This is a genomic window from Kitasatospora sp. NPDC006697, assembly GCF_042869935.1.
GTDB lineage: Bacteria > Actinomycetota > Actinomycetes > Streptomycetales > Streptomycetaceae > Kitasatospora.
Genome location: NZ_JBIAGU010000030.1, coordinates 101,773 through 121,179, shown reverse-complemented (window position 1 = coordinate 121,179; position 19,407 = coordinate 101,773). Strand labels below are relative to the sequence as shown.

General features: G+C 77.8%; 2 protein-coding genes. Both read left to right on the top strand.

Annotated elements, in window-relative coordinates; all coding sequences use genetic code 11:
- Window positions 1-42: 42 nt before the first annotated feature.
- Window positions 43-9,066: an SDR family NAD(P)-dependent oxidoreductase gene (locus ACFYNO_RS32040; protein WP_388020688.1), complete on the top strand. Its 9,024-nt coding sequence runs from the start codon at window positions 43-45 to the stop codon at window positions 9,064-9,066.
- Window positions 9,067-9,141: 75 nt separating this feature from the next.
- Window positions 9,142-19,383, top strand: a complete 10,242-nt coding sequence (locus tag ACFYNO_RS32035) for an SDR family NAD(P)-dependent oxidoreductase (RefSeq protein ID WP_388020685.1) — start codon at window positions 9,142-9,144, stop codon at window positions 19,381-19,383.
- Window positions 19,384-19,407 lie beyond the last annotated feature (24 nt).

Below are 19,407 nucleotides of genomic sequence, written 5' to 3'. Positions count from 1 at the left end.
TCGGGGGTCGAGTTGTTGCGTGAGGAGCGGTTGTGGCCGGAGGTGGGGCGGCCGCGTCGGGCGGGGGTCTCCTCGTTCGGGATCAGCGGCACCAATGCCCACGTGATCCTGGAACAGGCACCCGAGGAACCGGCGGCGGACCGCCTGCCGGGCACCGGCCCGGTCCCGCTGCTGCTCTCGGCCAAGACCCCCACCGCGCTGCGCAGTCAGGCCGGTGCACTGCTGGACCGGCTCGACACGGCCCCGGCCGAACCCGCGGACCTCGGGGCGACCCTGGCCCGCCGGGCGGCCCTGGAGCACCGCGCCGTGGTCACCGCGACCGGCCCCGGGCAGATCCGGGAGGCGCTGACCGCCCTCCGCGACGGCGTCCGGCACCCCGGGCTGCGGACCGGCCGGGCGCGTGGCGAACAGCGGTTGGCCGCGCTCTTCTCCGGCCAGGGCAGTCAGCGCCTCGGCATGGGCGCCGAACTGCTCGGCAGCTCCGCCGAGTACGCCCGCGCCTTCGGTGAAGTCGCGGAACTGATCGATCCGTTGATCGGCACCGGCCTGCGCGGGCTGATCGAGCGGGACGCGACGGCATTGGCCGAGACCCGCTACGCCCAGCCCGCGCTCTTCGCGGTGGAGACCGCGCTCTACCGGTTGGCCGAGTCCCGGGGCGTGCGCCCCGACTACCTGATCGGCCACTCGGTCGGCGAGATCGCCGCCGCCCACGTCGCCGGTGTCCTGTCCCTGGCCGATGCCGCCGCGCTGGTGGCGGCCCGGGGCCGGCTGATGCAGTCCGCACCCGCGGGGGGCGGCATGGCCGCCTTCGCGGCCGGTGAGGCCGAGGTGGCCGAGCTGATCGGGCAGGCGCCCGAAGGCGCGGTCGAACTCGCTGCCGTCAACGGACCGGAGGCCGTCGTGCTGGCCGGCGCCGCCGAGCAGCTGGACCGCCTGGTGCGGTTCTGGAAGGAGCGCGGACGCAAGGCCACCGTGCTGCGGGTCGGCCACGCCTTCCACTCCGCGCGGATGGAACCGGTGCTCGCCGAGTTCCGCGCGGCGATCGCCGGACTGGCCTTCCACGAGCCGCGGCTGCCGGTGATCTCCACGGTCACGGGCGAGCTCGCCGGGCCCGGCGAGCTCAGTACCCCCGACTACTGGGTGGGCCAGATCCGGCGCCCCGTCAGGTTCCAGGACGCACTGCGCACGGCCGCGGGGCTCGGCGTCACCCGGTACGCGGAGTTCGGGCCGGACGGCGCGCTCGCGGCCCTGGCCACCCCGGACGGGGCGGACCCGGTCTCCGTGGCCCTGCTGCGACCCGGGCGCCCGGAGGCCGAGACGGTCTGCGCCGCGCTGGCCGAACTGCACGTGGCCGGCATCCCGGTGGACTTCGGCCCGGACCTCGCCGGCGGGCGGGTGATCGACCTGCCGGTCTACCCGTTCGAGACCCAGCGGTACTGGCTGCGCTCCGCTCCGCAGGCGCCGCGCGACCGGCAGGGCGCCGCGCTGGGCGTCACCGAGTCGGCCCACCCGCTGCTGCCGGGGTCCGTCGAACTCCCGGACGGTGGAAGGATCTTCACCGGCGCACCCGAGACCGCCGGACAGCCCTGGCTGGCCGACCACCGGATCGGCGGCCGCGTGCTGCTGCCCGCCGCCGCGGTGCTCGAGCTGGCGCTGGCCGCGGGCGCCGCTGCCGGGCGGCCGGAGCTGGGCGAACTGCTGCTCAGCGCGCCGCTGGAGCTCACCAGGGACGCGCCGACCGCCGTCCAGCTGCTGCTGGCCGCCGACGGCGGACTGGTGCTGCGGTCCCGCGCGGGCGACGGCGACTGGTCCACGCACGCCACCGGTCAGCTGCTGCCGGCCTCGGCCCGGGAACCGTTGACCGACGGGCCCGGTGAGGGCACCGAACTCGTCGGCGCGGACGGGATCGAGTCGGCCTACCGGCGGCTGGACGCCGCCGGCTACGGCTACGGGCCCGCCTTCCAGGGTCTGCGCGCGGTCCGGCGGGTCGGCGGGCAGCTGACCGCCGAGGTCGAGCTGCCCGCTGCCGTGGCGGCCGAGGCCGGTCGGTACGGCCTGCACCCCGCCCTCCTGGACGCGGCCCTGCACGCCCTGCTGCTGGACGGACTCGACCCCGGTGCCCCGCACCTGGTGCCGTACGCCGTGGAGGGCGTGCAGTTGCACCGGCCGCACGCCACCCGGCTGCGGGCCCGGCTGATACCCGTCGGCGAGCTGGCTTACCGGGTCGAGCTGACCGACCCGGCCGGCCGCCCGGTGCTGACCGTGCGGAGCCTGCGGCTGCGTCCGGCGGCCACCGGAGCCGCGCTGCACCGGCAGGCCTGGCGGACGGTCCCGTGGACCGGCGGCGAGGGCGCGGCGGACCTGCTGCGGCTGGACACCGCCGAGCCGTACCACGCGGCGGAGTCGGCCCTGGCCGCCGTCCGGGCCCGGCTCCAGGACCCGGCCGCGACGCGCCCGCTGGCCTTCGTGACCGACGCCGACCGGACCGGAGAGCCGGACGCGGACCCTGGCAGCGCCGCGCTCTGGGGCCTGGTGCGCGCCGCCCAGGCCGAGCACCCGGGCCGGTTCGCCCTGCTGCACGCGGACCGCGCCGCGGACGATCCGCTGCTCGCCGCCGTCGCCGCCGTGCACCCGCGTGCGGTGGTGGCCGGCGGCGAGGTGCGGGTGCCGCACCGGGTGCGGCTGGCCGGCACCGGGACACCGGGCGCCCTGGCGGCCGCCGACGCCGCGCCCTGGCCGCGCAGCGCGGCCGGCGGCACCGTGCTGATCACCGGCGGCACCGGCGCCCTCGGTCGCCTGACGTCCCGCCGGCTGGTGGAGCGGCACGGCGTGCGCGAGCTGCTGCTGGTCAGCCGGCGCGGGCCCGATCATCCGGAGGCCGCCGCCGTGCTGGCCGAACTCGCCGCACTGGGCGCCAACGCCCGGGTGCGGGCCTGCGACCTGGCCGACCGGGACGCCGTGGCGGAGCTGCTCGCCGAGGCGGGCGCGGAGCTCTCCGCCGTAGTGCATGCCGCCGGCGTCGCCGAGGACGCGGTGGTGGACGGCCTGACCGCCGAGTCGCTGCGCCGGACCCTGGATGCCAAGACGCTGGCCGCCGCGCACCTGGACGAGCTCACCCGGGACGCGGGACTGGACGCCTTCCTGCTCTACGGCTCGGTGGCCGGTGTGCTGGGCACCGCCGGGCAGGCCGCCTACTGCGCCGCCAACGCCGCGCTCGGCGGCATCGCCCACCGCCGCCGGGCGGCTGGCCAGTCGGCCCAGCTGCTGCACTGGGGGCTCTGGGAGCTGGGGGCCGGGCTGGCCGCCGGCCTGGGCGACCGGGACCTCGCCCGGCTCGGCCGGGCGGGCATCCGGCCGATGAGCGAGACCGACGGACTGGCACTGCTCGACCGGGCGTTGCTGGAGCCGCGGGTGTGGGCGGACGGCCCCGCACTGATCGCCGCCCACCTCGCTCCGGCCGAGCCGGCGCGGACGGCCCGGCCGGCGGCCACGCCCCCGGCGGCAACGGCGGCGCCCGCGCCGACAGACCCGGCCAGGATCGTGCTGCGGACCGTCGCCGAGGTGCTCGGGCACCCCGACGGCACCGTGATCGACGCCGAACTCGCCTTCGCCGAGCTGGGGTTCGACTCGCTCACGGCCGTCGAGCTGCGCAACCGGCTGAACGCCGAGCTCGGCCTGCGGCTGCCCAGCGCGGCCGTCTTCGACCACCCCAACCCGGCCGCCCTGGCCCGCTTCGTCGCGGAGCAGCTGGCCCCCCGCCCCCAGGCGGCGGCAGCTGTCGCGGTGCGGCCGGCCGACCTGCCGGCCCCGGCGGACGATCCGATCGCCATCGTCGGCATGGCCTGCCGGTTCCCCGGCGGGGTGCGCACGCCCGAGGAGTTCTGGCGCCTGCTGGCCGACGGCACCGACGCCATCACCGAGTTCCCGGCCGACCGGGGCTGGGACCTGGAGGCCCTGTTCGACCGTGCCTCGGCCACCCGGCACGGCGGATTCCTGCACGACGCGGCCGAGTTCGACCCCGCGTTCTTCGGCATGAGCCCGCGCGAGGCGCTCGCCGTCGACCCGCAGCAGCGGCTGCTGCTGGAGACCGCCTGGGAGGCGGTGGAGAGCGCGGGCATCGACCCGACCACCCTGCGCGGCGGCGACGCGGGCGTCTTCATCGGCGTGATGTACGCCGACTACGGCGCCAGGCTGCACCAGCAGCTCGGCAGCGCGGAGGAGTTGGAGGGCTACCTGGTCAGCGGCAGCGCGGCCAGCGTGGCCAGCGGACGGATCGCCTACACCCTCGGGCTGCAGGGCCCGGCCGTGACGGTGGACACCGCCTGCTCCTCCTCGCTGGTGGCCCTGCACCAGGCGGCCCAGGCGCTGCGGTCCGGTGAGTGCTCGCTCGCGCTGGTCGGCGGGGCCACCGTGATGGCGAGCCCGGCCACCTTCGTGGAGTTCAGCCGGCAGCAGGGCCTGGCGGCCGACGGCCGCTGCAAGCCGTTCGCCGACGGGGCCGACGGCACCGCCTGGGGCGAGGGGGTGGGCCTGCTGCTGGTGGAGCCGCTCTCCGCCGCGCGCCGCCACGGGCACCGGGTGCTGGCGGTGGTCAGCGGCTCCGCCGTCAACCAGGACGGCGCCAGCAACGGGCTGACCGCGCCGAACGGGCCGGCCCAGCAGCGGGTCATCCGTCGTGCGCTGGACAGTGCCGGTCTGACGGCGGGTCAGGTCGACGTGCTGCAGGCCCACGGCACCGGCACCCGGCTCGGGGACCCGATCGAGGCGGGCGCCGTGCTGGACGTCTACGGCAGTGCGCGCGGCGCGGCGGACCCGCTGCTCATGGGGTCGGTGAAGTCCAACATCGGGCACACCCAGGCCGCCGCCGGGGTGGCCGGGATCATCGCGATGGTGCAGGCGATGCGCCACGGCGTGGTCCCCGGCACGCTGCACCTGGACTCGCCCTCCTCGGAGGTCGACTGGTCGGAGGGGACCGTCCTGGTGCCGGCCGCCGCGACCCCGTGGCCGCGCCGCTCGGCGATCCGCCGGGCCGCCGTCTCCTCGTTCGGGATCAGCGGCACCAATGCCCACGTGATCCTGGAGCAGGGCGACGCCGACACCGGTGCCGAGCCGGCCACGGATCCCGAGCCGTCCCGCCGTCCCGTCCCGTGGGTGCTGAGCGCCCGCAGTCCCGAGGCACTGCGCGAACAGGCGCTCCGACTGCGCGAGTTCGCGGCCGGCCACGGCGCGAGCGACCAGGATCTCGGCTACTCGCTGGCCACCACCCGGGCCGCCTTCGACCACCGGGCGGTGGTGGTCGGCCGAGATCGCGCCGAACTGCTCGCCGGGCTCGACCTGTTGGCCGCCGGCACCGTGAGCGGCCCGGTGGCGGACGGCTTCCCGATCGTCGTCACCGGCAGCCCGGTGCGCGGTGGGACCGCCGTGCTCTTCACCGGCCAGGGCAGCCAGCGGCCCGGCATGGGTCGCGCCCTGCACGCCGGATTCCCGGTCTACGCCAGGGCGTTCGACGAGATCGCGGCCCTGTTCGCCGAGCGCGAGGGGCTGGACCTGCCGGCCCTGCTGGCGGGCCGCGGGGCCGAGCTGGGCCGGACCAGGCACGCCCAGGCGGCCCTGTTCGCCCTGGAGGTTGCGCTGTTCCGGCTGCTGGAGTCCTGGGGCCTGCCCGCGGACCTGCTGGCCGGCCACTCGGTCGGCGAACTGGCGGCGGCCCACCTCTCCGGTGCCCTGAGCCTGGCCGAGGCGGTCGCGCTGGTCGGCGTCCGGGGCCGGCTGATGGGCGAACTCCCCCCGGGCGGCGCCATGGTGGCTGTGCAGGCGGACCGCGCGACCACCCTGGCGGCGGCCGACCGGCTCGGTCTGGCGGTGGACATCGCGGCCGTCAACACCCCGGGATCGGTGGTGCTCTCCGGTGCCGCCGAGCCGGTCGCGGCCGTCGCCGCGGCGCTGGCCGCGGAGGGACGGCGCACCCGGCCGCTGACGGTCAGCCACGCCTTCCACTCCGCGCTGATGGACCCGGTGCTGCCCGCCTTCCGCGCCGAGGTCGAAGCCCTGGCGCTCACCGAGGGCGAGCCGGGCCGGACGGTGGTCTCCACGCTGACCGGCCGCGAGGTCGCGCCGGCCGTGCTGGCCTCCACCGCCTACTGGACCGAACAGCTGCGCGGCACCGTCCGGTTCGCGGACGCGGTGCGCCGACTGGGCGAGCTCGGTGCGGGCCGGTTCCTGGAGCTCGGCCCCGACGCCGCGCTCACCCCGCTGGTCGAGCAGGGCGGGGAGGGCCAACCGGCCCTCGCACTCTCGGTGCTGGACCGGCGGCGGGACGAACAGGCGGCGTTCTGGCGGTTCGTCGCCCAGGCCCAGGTGTCCGGCGTCGACTGGGACTGGCAGGCGGTGCTCGGCGGACAGCCGCGTGCCGTGCCGCTGCCGACCTACGCCTTCACCCGGCAGCGGCTCTGGCTGATGCCGCCCCGCCCGCGCCCGGCGGGCGCCGACGGACTCGGAGCCGAACTGCCCGACCACCCGCTGCTCGCCGCCGCGCTGGTCGACCCGGACGGCGAACAGGCCGCCTACACCGGTGTGCTGGACCCGGAGCGACTGCCGTGGCTGGCCGAGCACGCGCTGCACGGCATCCCCGTGCTCCCCGCCACCGCACTGGTGGACCTGCTCGGCTGGGCCGCCGCCCGGCACGGCCGCCCGGGTCTCGCCGAACTCTCGCTGCACGCGCCCGTGGTGGTCGAGCGGGAGCTGCGGCTGCGGCTGACCGTGACCGGCCCCGCCGTCCGGGTGCACGCCGCCCCGGCCGGCGAGCCGTGGACGCTGCACGCCGAGGCGCTGTTCGCCGAGGCGGCCGGCACCCCGGCGGTCCCGACCGCGGCGGAGCTCGCGGTCGAGCCCCCGGCGGAGGCCGGGCCGGTCCCGCTGGACGGCCTCTACCCGGCGCTGGCCGAGCGCGGCTACGGCTACGGACCGGTGTTCCAGGGGCTGCGGGCGGTCTGGCAGGCCGACACCGACGGCACCCGGTACGCGGAGGTGGACACCGCCGACCGGCTCCCCACCGCCCTGCTGGACGCCGTCCTGCACGCCTGGCCCGCCACCGTGGCCGCCGACCCGGACGGGCCGATCGACGTCCCGGCCGGCTGGTACGGCGTCACCGTGCACCGCACGCCCGCCGGACCGCTGCGGGCGCGGCTCACGCCGACCGGCGAGTCCGGCTTCGCGCTGGCCGTCGCGGACGCCACCGGGGCGCCGGTGCTCACCGTCGACGAGGTGCGGCTGCGCCCGCTCCCGCGCACGGCGCTGGCCGGCGCCGGAGCGGGCCGGCTCCACCAGCTCGCCTGGCAGCAGGTCGAACCCCAGCCGGCGCAGCAGGACGACGGCGGCGAGGTGACCGTGGCCACCGTGGACCTCGGCGACGTCCGGGCCAACCTGCTGGAGGCCCGCCGCCTGCTGCTCGCCCTGCCGGACACCGGCCACCTGGTGCTGCTGACCACCGATGCCGTGGCCGCCCGCCCGGACGACCGGGTGACCGGACTCGACCAGGCCGCACTCTGGGGCCTGGTCCGGACCGCCCAGCAGGAGTACCCGGGCCGGGTGAGCGTGATCGACACCGACGGTTCGGCGGCGTCCAGCGCCCGGCTCGCCGCTCTGGCCGCCACCCGGCCGGGACAGCTGGCGCTACGTCAGGGAGCGCCTTACCAGCCCGTGCTGACGCCGCTGTCCACCCCCTCGGGTGCGGTCGGCGCCGACCTGCGTGAGCGGCTGGCGGCAGGTGCGGTGCTGGTCACCGGCGCGGGCGGGGCGCTCGGCTCGGCCGTGGCCCGCCGGCTGGCGACCGAGTACCGGGTGCGGCGCCTGCTGCTGGTGAGCCGGCGCGGCGACGCGGACCCGGCGCTGCGTGCGCTGGCCGCCGAACTGGCCGAGCACACCGAGGTCCGGACGGCCGCCTGCGATCTGGCGGACGCCGGTGCGGTCCGGGAACTGATCGCACCGGAGAAGGCGGCGGGCATCCCGCTCACCGGCGTGGTCCACTCCGCCGGGGTGCTGGAGGACGCGGTCCTGGCCAACCTGACGGAGCAGCAGCTGGACCGGGTGCTGCGGCCCAAGGCGGACGCCGCGCAGCACCTGCACGAGCTGACGGAAGGTCAGCCGGTGGCCGCCTTCGTGCTCTTCTCCTCCGTGGCCGGGGTGCTCGGCAACGCGGGGCAGGGGGCGTACGCCGCCGCCAACGCCCACCTCGACGCCCTGGCCGCGCACCGCCGGGCGGCCGGACTGCCCGGCACCTCGCTGGCCTGGGGGCTCTGGGAGTCCACCGCCGAGGGGCCGGGGATGGGCGGCGAGCTCGGCGCGGCGGCCCGGGCCAGGATCGAGCGCCTGGGCATCCGCCCGCTCAGCGAGGCGGCCGGGCTGGCGCTGTTCGACCAGGCGCTGGCGATCGGCGACGAGCGGGCGGCACTGCTGGTGCCGGTGCGGCTGGACCGGGCCGCGGCGGCCCGGCGCGGCACCGCGCTCCAAGCACCGCCGGCCGGCGCGCCCGCCGACTCCGCCCCGGCCGCCCGGCCGCTGGTGGAGCGACTGGCCGGGCTGGACCCGGCTGCCGCCCAGGAGGCCGCGGCCGCCCTGGTCCGCAGCACGGTGGTGGAGGTCCTGGGCATGGCACCCGGCACCGGTGTCCCCGAGGACCGAGGGCTGTTCGACCTCGGCCTCGACTCGCTCACCGCGATCGACCTGCGCAACCGGCTCGGCGGTGAGCTCGGCGAACGGCTGCCGGCCACCGTGCTCTTCGACCACCCCACCGTCCGGGCGCTGACCGGCCTGGTGCTGGACCGGCTGGCCGCCGCCCGCCCGGCCTTCGACCGGGGCGTGCTCGGCGGCTGGGTCGCGGAGGCGGCCGCACTGCCCGGCGAGGACCGGCGCCGTGCCGAGCTGCGGCGCGCGCTGGAAGCGGCCCTCGCCCAGCTGGCGCACGGTCGGACCGAGGCGGCCGCGGCCGCCGAGGACCCCGGCTTCGGAATGGATTCAGTCTCCGATGATGAGCTCTTCGGACTGCTGGACCGCGAGCTCGACGACTGAGCCGCGCACCGCACTCCGCACCCCCTGATCCCACGTTGACGCACGCCCCCCTCGCGAACGGAGAGTTGCCCACCGATGGCGAACGAGGACCGGCTCCGCGACTACCTGCGGCGCACCACCACCGACCTGTTGCGCACCCGCGCCGCCCTGGAGCAGGCCGAGCAGGCCGCCCGCGAACCCCTGGCGATCGTCAGCATGGCCTGCCGCTTCCCGGGGGGCGTGCGGACCCCGGAGGACCTGTGGCAGCTGGTGGCGGCCCGGACCGACGCGATCACGCCCTTCCCGGCCGACCGCGGCTGGCCGCTCGACCGGCTGATCGACCCCGACCCCGACCGGGAGGGCACCAGCTACGCCGCCACCGGCGGCTTCCTGCACGACGCGGCCGACTTCGACCCCGAGCCGTTCGGGATCAGCCCGCGCGAGGCGCTGGCGATCGACCCGCAGCAGCGCCTGCTGCTGCAGACCAGTTGGGAGCTGTTCGAGCGGGCGGGCCTGGACCCGCACGGGCTGGCCGGCCAGTCGGTCGGTGTCTTCGCCGGCGTGATGTACGGCGACTACGGCTCCCGGCACACCCGGGCCCCCGAGGGCTTCGAGGGCTACCTCGGCACCGGCAGCGCGGGCAGCATCGCCTCCGGGCGGATCTCCTACACCTTCGGGCTGGAGGGCCCGGCCGTCACCGTGGACACCGCCTGCTCCTCCTCGCTGGTCGCGCTGCACTACGCCGCGCAGGCCGTGCGGCGCGGCGACTGCCGGATGGCGGTGGCCGGCGGGGCGACGGTGATGGCGACCCCGGCCACCTTCGTGGAGTTCAGCCGCCAGCGCGGCCTCTCGCCGGACGGCCGCTGCAAGGCGTACGGCGCCGGGGCGGACGGCACCGGCTGGGCCGAGGGCGTCGGTCTGCTGCTGGTGGAACGGCTCTCCGACGCGCTGCGCGAGGGGCACCCGGTGGTCGCGGTGCTACGCGGCAGCGCCGTCAACCAGGACGGTGCCAGCACCCAGCTCTCCGCCCCCAACGGCGCCGCGCAGCAGCGGGTGATCCGGGCGGCGCTGGCCGACGCCGGCCTCGCGCCCGGCGAGGTGGACGCGGTCGAGGGCCACGGCACCGGGACCAGGCTCGGCGACCCGGTGGAGGCCGGGGCGCTGATCGCCGCCTACGGCGCCGACCGGGCCGCGGGCGACCCGCTCTGGCTCGGCTCGCTGAAGTCCAACATCGGGCACACCCAGGCCGCCGCGGGCGTCGGCGGGGTGATCAAGATGGCGCTGGCGATGCGTCACGGACTGCTCCCCGCCACCCTGCACGCCGAGCAGCGCTCGCCGCACATCGACTGGTCGGGCGGGGTGGAACTGCTCACCGAGGAGCGGGCCTGGCCGGAGCGGGACCGCCCGCGCCGGGCGGCCGTCTCCTCGTTCGGGATCAGCGGCACCAACGCGCACGTCATCCTGGAGGCCGCCCCCGAGCCCGCCGCCGCCGAGCCGGCGGTCGAGGCGGACGCGGACGGCGGGGACCGGCCGGCCGTCTGGCTGCTCTCCGGGCAGACCGAGGCCGCCCTGGCCGCGCAGGCCGCCCGACTCCGCACCCACCTGGCTGAGCAGCCCGACCAGCGGCCCGCCGACATCGCCCGCACCCTGCGCACCGCGCGGGCCGCGCTGCCGCACCGGGCCGTGCTGGTCGGGCGGGAGCCGGCCGACTTCGATCGCGAGCTGGCCGCCGTGGCGCAGGGACTGCCCTCGGCCGGCTCGGTCTTCGGCGAGGCCGAGCCGCCCGGCCGCCCGGTCTTCGTCTTCCCCGGCCAGGGGTCCCAGTGGGCCGGAATGGCCGGTGGCCTGTACGCCGCCAACGAGCCGTTCCGGAAGGAACTGGACCGCTGCGCGGCCGCGTTGGCGCCGCACACCGACTGGGAGCTGGTACCCGCCGTCACCGGGGCGGAGCCCGGCCTGCTCGACCCGGTGGACGTGGTGCAGCCCGCGCTGTTCGCCGTGATGGTCTCGCTGGCCGCCGCCTGGCGCTCGCTGGGGATCGAGCCCGCCGCCGTGGTCGGCCACTCGCAGGGCGAGATCGCCGCCGCCGTGGTCGCCGGCGCGCTCGATCTGGAACAGGGCGCCGAACTGGTCGCCGGGCGCAGCGCCGCCCTGGTGGCGATCGCCGGCCGGGGCGCGATGGCCTCGGTGGAGCTGCCCGCCGCCGAGGCGGCCGCCCGGCTCGGTGCAGGTGCGACGGTGGCGGCGGTCAACGGCCCGCGCGCCACCGTGGTCTCCGGCGAGGAGGCCGCGGTGCGGGAGTTCGTGGCCGGCTGCGAGCGGGACGGCGTGCGGGCCCGGCTGATCCCGGTCGACTACGCCTCGCACTCGGCGGCGGTCGAACCGCTGCGCGCCGAACTGCTCGCCCGGTTCGCCGGGCTGCGCCCGCGCCGGGCGGCCGTGCCGTTCCACTCCTCGGTCACCGCCGCCGAGGCGGACACCACCGGCCTCGACGCGGAGTACTGGTACCGCAACCTGCGTGAGCCGGTCCGACTGGCCGACACCGTGCGCGCGCTGGCCGAGGCCGGGCACCGCAGGTTCCTGGAGGTCAGCGCGCATCCGGTGCTCACCGCCGCGCTGCGCGACACCCTGGAGACCGCCGGGCTGCCCGGGCGGGTGAGCGCCACGCTGCGCCGCGACCACGGCGGGCTCGGCCAACTGCTGCTCTCCGCAGGCGAACTGCACGTGAGCGGGGCCACCGTGGACTGGTCCTCGACGCCGCAGGGGCGGCTGGTCGAGCTGCCCACCTACGCCTTCCAGCAGCGGCGGTTCTGGCTGGCGGCCGAGCCCGCCGCCGAGCCCGGCGGCGGTGCGGGCGAGCGGGTCGACCACCCGCTGCTCGGCAGCGCGCTCGAACGCGCGGACGGGCGCGGGGTGGTGTTCACGGGCGCGCTGCCCGCCGCGCCCGGCGACTGGCGGGCCGACCACCGGATCGGCTCCCGGGCGGTGCTGCCCAGCGGCGCCATCGCCGAGCTGGCGCTCGCCGTCGCGGCCCGGCTCGGCCTGTCCGGCATCGAGGAGTTGACCCTGCTGGCGCCGCTCGACCCCGCCCCCGGGCGGCAGTTGCAGGTCACGGTGGACGCGGAGCAGGACGGCACGGTGCTGCGGCTGTACAGCCGGACGGCGGCCGAGCAGGGGTGGCTGCTGCACGCCGAGGCCGTTCCGGCGGGCGGTCAGGAACCCGCGGAGACGCCGGACGATCCGACGCCGGATCAGGCGTCCTTCACGGAGCTGGACGTCGAGGCCGGCTACGCGGCACTCGCCGCGCTGGGCGTCCACTACGGTCCGGGCCTGCGCGCCGTGCGGGCGGTCCGGGCCGCGGGTGACGCGGTCGAGGCCGACCTGGCGGCCGCGGGCGAGGCCGGGCACCTGCTGGACGGCGCGGTGCAGGCGGCCCTGCTCGGCCGGCCCGAGCCCGGCGACGGGCGCCTGCTGGCGCCGTTCAGCTGGACCGGCGTGCGGCTGCACGGCGACGCCCGGGCGCTCGCCCGGGTGCGGGCGCGCTGGACCGGGCCCGAGGCGCTGAGCCTGCGCGGCACCGACGAGCAGGGCGATCCCGTCCTGAGCGTCGCCGAACTGCGGCTGCGCCCGGTCGAGCCGGATGCCGCCCCGGCGCAGGCCGGAACCGAGCCGGCTCCGGCTTCCGCCGCCCGGGAGCCCGGCCCGGCCGCGCTGCGGCTGCAGGCGATCCCCGAGCCCGCGCCGCTGCCCCCGGGCACCGACCCCGGACGCAGCGAGGAGCAGGTGCTCGACATCGTGCTGCGCGCCGTCGCCGGCATCCTCGGCTACGACTCACCGCGCGAGGTCCGTCCCGACCGCCCGCTGCGCGAACTCGGCCTGGACTCGCTGACCGCCGTGCGGCTGCGCGACCACCTCGGCCGCGCGGTCGGCCGCCGGCTTCCGGCGACCGTGGTCTTCGACCACCCGTCCCCGCGCGCCCTGGCCCGCCACCTCGCCGCCGATCCGGCCGCCGAACCCGCAGCTGCCCCGCCCGTGCCCACCGCGCCCGCGGGTGCGGCGGACGACCCGGTGGTGATCACCGCGATGGCCTGCCGCTACCCCGGCGGCGTCAGCACCCCGGAGGAGCTCTGGCAGTTGCTGGAACACGGCGGCGACGCGATCGGCCCGTTCCCCGCCGACCGCGGCTGGGACCTGGAGCGGCTCTACCACGCCGACCCCGACCACCCCGGCACCGCCACCGTCCGGGAGGGCGGATTCCTCTACGACGCGGCCGAGTTCGACGCCGACTTCTTCGAGCTCAACCCCCGCGAGGCGCGGGCCACCGACCCCCAGCAGCGCCTGCTGCTGGAGACCGCCTGGGAGGCGTTCCAGCGCGCCGGGCTCGACCCGGCCGAGCTGCGCGGCTCGCGCACCGGCGTCTACGTCGGCCTGATCTACACCGAGTACGGCGGCCGCGCCCAGCACGACCCGCGCGAGCACGGCGGCTACCTGGGCACCGGCAGTGCGGGCAGCGTCGCCTCCGGCCGGATCTCCTACACCTTCGGGCTGGAGGGGCCCGCCGTCACCGTGGACACCGCCTGCTCCTCCTCGCTGGTCGCCCTGCACCTCGCGGCCCGCGCGCTGCGGGCGGGGGAGTGCGACCTGGCGCTGGTCGGCGGGGCGACGGTGATGGCGACCCCGGCGACCTTCGTGGAGTTCAGCCGCCAGCGCGGCCTCTCCCCGGACGGCCGCTGCCGGGCCTTCGCGGACAGCGCCGACGGCACCGGCTTCAGCGAGGGCGTCGGCATGCTGCTGGTCGAGCGGCTCTCCGACGCCCGGCGGCGGGGGCACCCGGTGCTGGCCGTGCTGCGCGGTTCCGCCGTCAACCAGGACGGCGCCAGCAACGGGCTCACCGCGCCCAGCGGACTCGCCCAGGAGCGGGTGATCCGGGACGCGCTGCGCGACGCCGGACTGCGGCCGGGCGAGGTGGACGCCGTCGAGGCGCACGGCACCGGCACCACCCTCGGCGACCCGGTGGAGGCCCGCGCGCTGCTCGCGGCCTACGGAGCGGACCGGGAGGCGGACCGGCCGCTGCGGGTCGGCTCGCTGAAGTCCAACATCGGGCACACCCAGGCCGCCGCCGGGGTCGGCGGGATCATCAAGATGGTGCAGGCGCTGGCCAACCGGCGGCTGCCCCGCACCCTGCACGTGGACCGTCCGTCGCGCCACGTGGACTGGGAGCGCGGCGGTCTGGCGCTGCTCACCGAGGAACTGCCCTGGGAGCCGGGGGAGCGGCCGCGACGGTTCGGCGTCTCCGCCTTCGGCATGAGCGGGACCAACGCGCACGTCCTGCTGGAGGAGCCGGTGCCTGCCGCCGGGCCGCCGGCGGCCGGTGCCGAGCCGACGGCCGCCGCCCCCGGGGCCGAGCCCGCGCCGGAGCGGCCCGTGGTGCTGGTCCTGACGGCCCGTTCGGAGCGCTCACTGCGCGAGCGGGCCCGCCGGCTGGCCCGCTACCTGACCGACCACCCGGCCCTGCCGCTCGGTGCGGTGGCCGCCGAACTCGCCCGTACGGCGGGCGGGTTCGAGTACCGCGCGGCCGTCGTCGCGGTGCACACGGCGCAGGCCGCGGCGGGCCTGACCGCCGTCGCGGACGGGGAGCCCGGGCCCGGCGTGGTCACCGGGCGGGCCACCGGCAGCAGCACGCCGGTGTTCCTCTACCCGGGCCAGGGCGCCCAGTGGATCGGCATGGCCCGCGAACTGCTCGCGCAGTCGCCGGCGTTCGCCGCGCGGATGGCCGAGTGCGCCGCCGCACTGGACCCGATCACCGGCTGGCCGCTGCTGGAGACCCTGCACGGGCGCGGCGCCGACCTGGCCCGGGTCGACGTGGTGCAGCCCGCGCTGTGGGCCGTGATGACCGGCCTGACCGCCGCCTGGGAGGCGCTGGGCGTGCGCCCGGCCGCCGTGATCGGCCACTCCCAGGGCGAGATCGCCGCCGCGCTCGCCGCCGGCGCGATCGGCCTGGCCGACGCCGCCGCGGTGGTGGCGCTGCGCAGCCGGGCGCTGCGGGCGCTGGCGGGCACCGGCGCGATGCTCTCGGTGGCGCAGGACGAGGCCGCGCTGCGCCCGCTGCTGGCGGCCGCGGGCGGCAGCGTCGCCGTCGCGGCGCTGAACGGCCCGAGCGCCACCGTGCTGGCCGGCCCGCCGCAGCCCGTCGCCGAACTGCGCGACCGGCTGCAGGAGTCCGGCGTCCGCACCCGGCTGGTGGACGTGGACTACGCCTCGCACTCGGCCCAGGTGGAGCCGCTGGAGGAGGAACTGCTGCGGGTCCTGCCCGCCGTTCCGGCGGCGCGGCTGCTCGCTGCCCGGATCTTCTCCACCGTCACCGGCGCCGAGGTCGAGGCGGGCGATCCGCACTACGCCCAGCCCGAGTACTGGTACCGCAACCTGCGCACCACCGTGCTGCTGCAGCACGCGGTCGCCGCCGCCGCCGACGCGGGCCACGAGGTGTTCATCGAGATCAGCCCGCACCCGGTGCTGGTCACCGCCGCGCAGGAGACCCTGGAGGCTCGGCCGCGCGGCGGCGAGGGGCACGCGGTGCTCGGCACGCTGCGGCGTGACGAGGGCGGGCAGGCCCGGTTGCTGGCCTCGGCCGCCGAGGCCTGGGCGCACGGCGTGCCGGTCGACTGGACGGCGGGGCAGGGCGACACCGGCCCGCGCCCGGAACTGCCGCCGCTGCCCGGCTACGTCTTCGACCGGCAGCGGCACTGGCTGGACGCCGCGGTGGCCGGACCGGGCACCGGAACGGACGTCGGCCACCCGTTGCTCACCCGAGCCGTGCGCACCGCCACCCCCGACGGGCTGGTGCTGCAGGGCCGGCTCGACCTGGCGGCGCAACCGTGGCTGGCCGACCACGCGGTGGACGGGACGGTGCTCGTGCCCGGCGCGGTGCTGGCCGAACTCGCCGCCTTCGCCGGGCGGTTGGCCGGGACACCGACGCTCGCCGAGCTGGCGCTGACCCGGCCGCTGCCGCTCGCCGACGGACCGGTGGAGCTGCAACTCACCGTCGGAGGCGTGGAGTCGGACGGGACCCGGGCGCTCGGCATCCACGCCCGGCCGGAGCGCACGGCACCCGGCGAGGGCCCGCTCGGCGCGCCGTGGACCACCCATGCGGCGGGCCTGCTGGGCCCGGCGCCCACCGCGGACACCGAACCGGCGGACGCGGCGGACGCGGCGGACGCGGCGGACTGGCCGCCGGCCGGCGCCGAGCCCGTCCCCGGCCCCGGCTACGCCGAACTGGCGGCCAAGGGCTACCAGTACGGCCCCGCCTTCCAAGGCCTGCGAGCCGCCTGGCGGCGCGGCGACGAGGTGTACGCCGAACTGCGGCTCGAGCCGCTGCCCGGGTTCGGCATCCCGCCCACCCTGCTGGACTCCGCGCTGCACGCGGCCGGCGCCGCGGACCTGCTGCCCGCTGCCGACGGCATCCGGCTGCCGTTCAGCTGGCAGGGCTTCACCCAGTGGTCGGCGGCCGCCGGGACCCTGCGGGTGCGGCTGCGCCGCCTCGCCGAGGACAGTCTCGAGGTACGGCTGAGCACACCCGACGGCCGACCGGTCGCGCAGGTCGCCTCCGTCGCCTTCCGGGCCGTGGACGGCGGGCTCGACGACCGCCTGTACGAACTCGGTTGGGAGCCCGCGGCGCCCACCGAGCCGTTCGCGGGAGCACCGGTCTGGGAACTCGGCGGCCCCGAATTCCCGGACCTGGCCACGGTGGTGGCCGCACTCGAAGGCGGCTGCCCGGCGCCCGGCCTGCTGGTGCTGCCGGTGGCCGGCACCGCGGCGGCCCGGTTCGGGCCGGGCGCGCTGCGCGACACCCTGGCCGAACTGGCGGACCTGCTGCGGCGGCTGCTCGCCGAACCCCGCCTACGCGGCACCCGGCTGCTGGTTCGCACCGCGGGCGCGGTCGGCGCCCTGCCCGGCGAGCACCCGGCCGCGCTGGACGCCGCGGCGGCCTGGGGGCTGGTGCGCAGCGTGCAGGCGGAGGAGCCCGGACGGGTGACCCTGCTGGACACCCCGTCGGCCGAGCAGCCGCTGCCGGCCCGGCTGCCGCTCGACGCCGAACCCCAACTCGCCCTGCGCGAAGGACGCCTGCTGGTTCCCCGGCTGCGCCGCGGGCCGGCCGGACACCCCGCACCGGAGGGCAACTGGCGGCTGGCGGTCGGCGGCGGCGGCACGGTGGACGACCTGCTCCGCCGACCCGTCCCCGAGCAGCCGCTGGCGGCCGGCCAGGTCCGGATCGCCGTCCGCGCCGCGGGCCTGAACTTCCGCGACGCGATGCTGGCCCTCGGCATGTACCCGGGCAGCGCCGAACTCGGCACCGAGGCCGCGGGCGTGGTGCTGGAGACCGGCCCCGGGGTGACCGCCCCGCGACCGGGCGACCGGGTGCTGGGCATCGTCTCCGGCGGGATCGGCCCGCGCGCCGTGACCGACCACCGGCTGCTCGCACCGATCCCGGCCGGGCTCGGCTTCGCCGAGGCGGCCACCGTGCCCGCCGTCTTCCTGACCGCCTACCACGCGCTGCGCGACCTCGCCGACGCCCGGCCCGGCGAGTGGCTGCTGGTGCACTCCGCCGCCGGCGGGGTCGGCGGAGCCGCCCTGCAACTCGCCCGGCACTGGGGCCTGGAGGTGTTCGGCACCGCCAGCCCCGGCAAGTGGCCCGCGCTGCGGGCGGCCGGGCTGGCGCCGGAGCGGATCGGCAACTCCCGCGACCTGGGCTTCGCCGAGGGCGTGCGGGCCGCCACCGGCGGGCGCGGCGTGGACATCGTGCTGAACGCGCTGGCCGGCGAGTTCACCGACGCCTCGCTCGACCTGCTGGTCCCCGGCGGCCGGTTCGTCGAGATGGGCAAGACCGACCTGCGCGACCCCGCCGAGCTGGCCGCCCGACGGCCGCTGGACTACCGGCCGTTCGACCTGGCCCTGGTCCCGGCTCCGCGCATCCAGGAGATGCTGGCCGACCTGATGGGACTCTTCGACCGCGGTGTGCTCCATCCGCTGCCGGTCACCTCCTGGGACGTGGCGGCCGCCGACCGGGCCCTGCGCCACCTCCAACTCGCCCGGCACACCGGAAAGGTGGCCCTGCGGCTCGGGCGCCCGCTGGACCCGGACGGCACCGTGCTGATCACCGGCGCGGCGGGCGGGGTCGGGCGGCTGACGGCCCGTCACCTGGTGGAGCGGCACGGCGTGCGGCACCTGCTGCTGACCGGGCGGCGCGGGCTGGAGAGCCCGGAGGGGCGTGAGCTGCACGCCGAACTGACCGCCCTGGGAGCCGAGGTGACGGCCGTGGCGGCGGACATCGCCGACCCGGAGCAGGTCGCCGCACTGCTCGACCGGGTGCCGGCCGAGCACCCGCTGACCGCCGTGGTGCACGCGGCGGGCGTGCTGGACGACGCCACCCTGGCCGGTCTGGACGCGGCCCGGCTGGACAGCGTGCTGCGCCCCAAGGCCGACGGCGCCTGGCACCTGCACCGGCTCACCCGGGGCGCGGACCTGGCGGCCTTCGTGCTCTTCTCCTCGGCGGCCGGCCTGGTCGGCAACCCCGGTCAGGGCGGCTACGCGGCAGCCAACGTCTTCCTGGACGCGCTGGCCGCGAGCCGCTCCTCGGCCGGGCTGCCGGCCACCTCGATCGGCTGGGGGCTGTGGCGGTCCGACAGCGCGATGACCGGCACGCTCTCCGCCACCGACCGCGCCCGGATGGCCCGTTCGGGCATCCTGCCGCTCTCCGCGCGGCGCAGCCTGGAGCTGTTGGACCAGGCGCTGCGCGGCGCCGACCCGGCCCCGCTGGCGGTGCACCTGGACCTCGCCCGGCTGGCGCAGCTCCCGGACCTGGCGGCGCCGCTGCGCTCGCTGGTGCGCACCGTGCCGGCGGCCGCCGCGGACCCGGTGGGCGAGGGTCTGCTGGACCGGATCGCCGCCGATCCGGCGCGGGCCGGGGAACTGCTGGCCACCGTGGTGCAGCAGCACGTGTCGACCGTGCTGGGCCGCGCGCCGGGCGAGCAGGAGGCGCTGGACGGCCGCAGTTTCCGGGAGTTGGGCTTCGACTCGCTGACCGCCGTGGAACTGCGCAACCGCCTCGGCCGGGCCACCGGCCTGCGGCTGCCCGCCACGCTGGTCTTCGACCACCCGACCCCGGCCGCGCTGGCCGGGCACCTGGCCGCCCGGCTCGCCCCCGAGCCGGAGCAGCGGCCGGACGCGCAGCCGGACCCGCGGCCGGCGGCCGGTGAGCAGCCCTCCGAGTCCGCGACCGCGGACATCCCCCGGTCGGCCGAGGAACTGTTCCGGTTCATCGACTCGGAACTCCGATCCTGACTCCGCACCGAGAGGCGACACGGA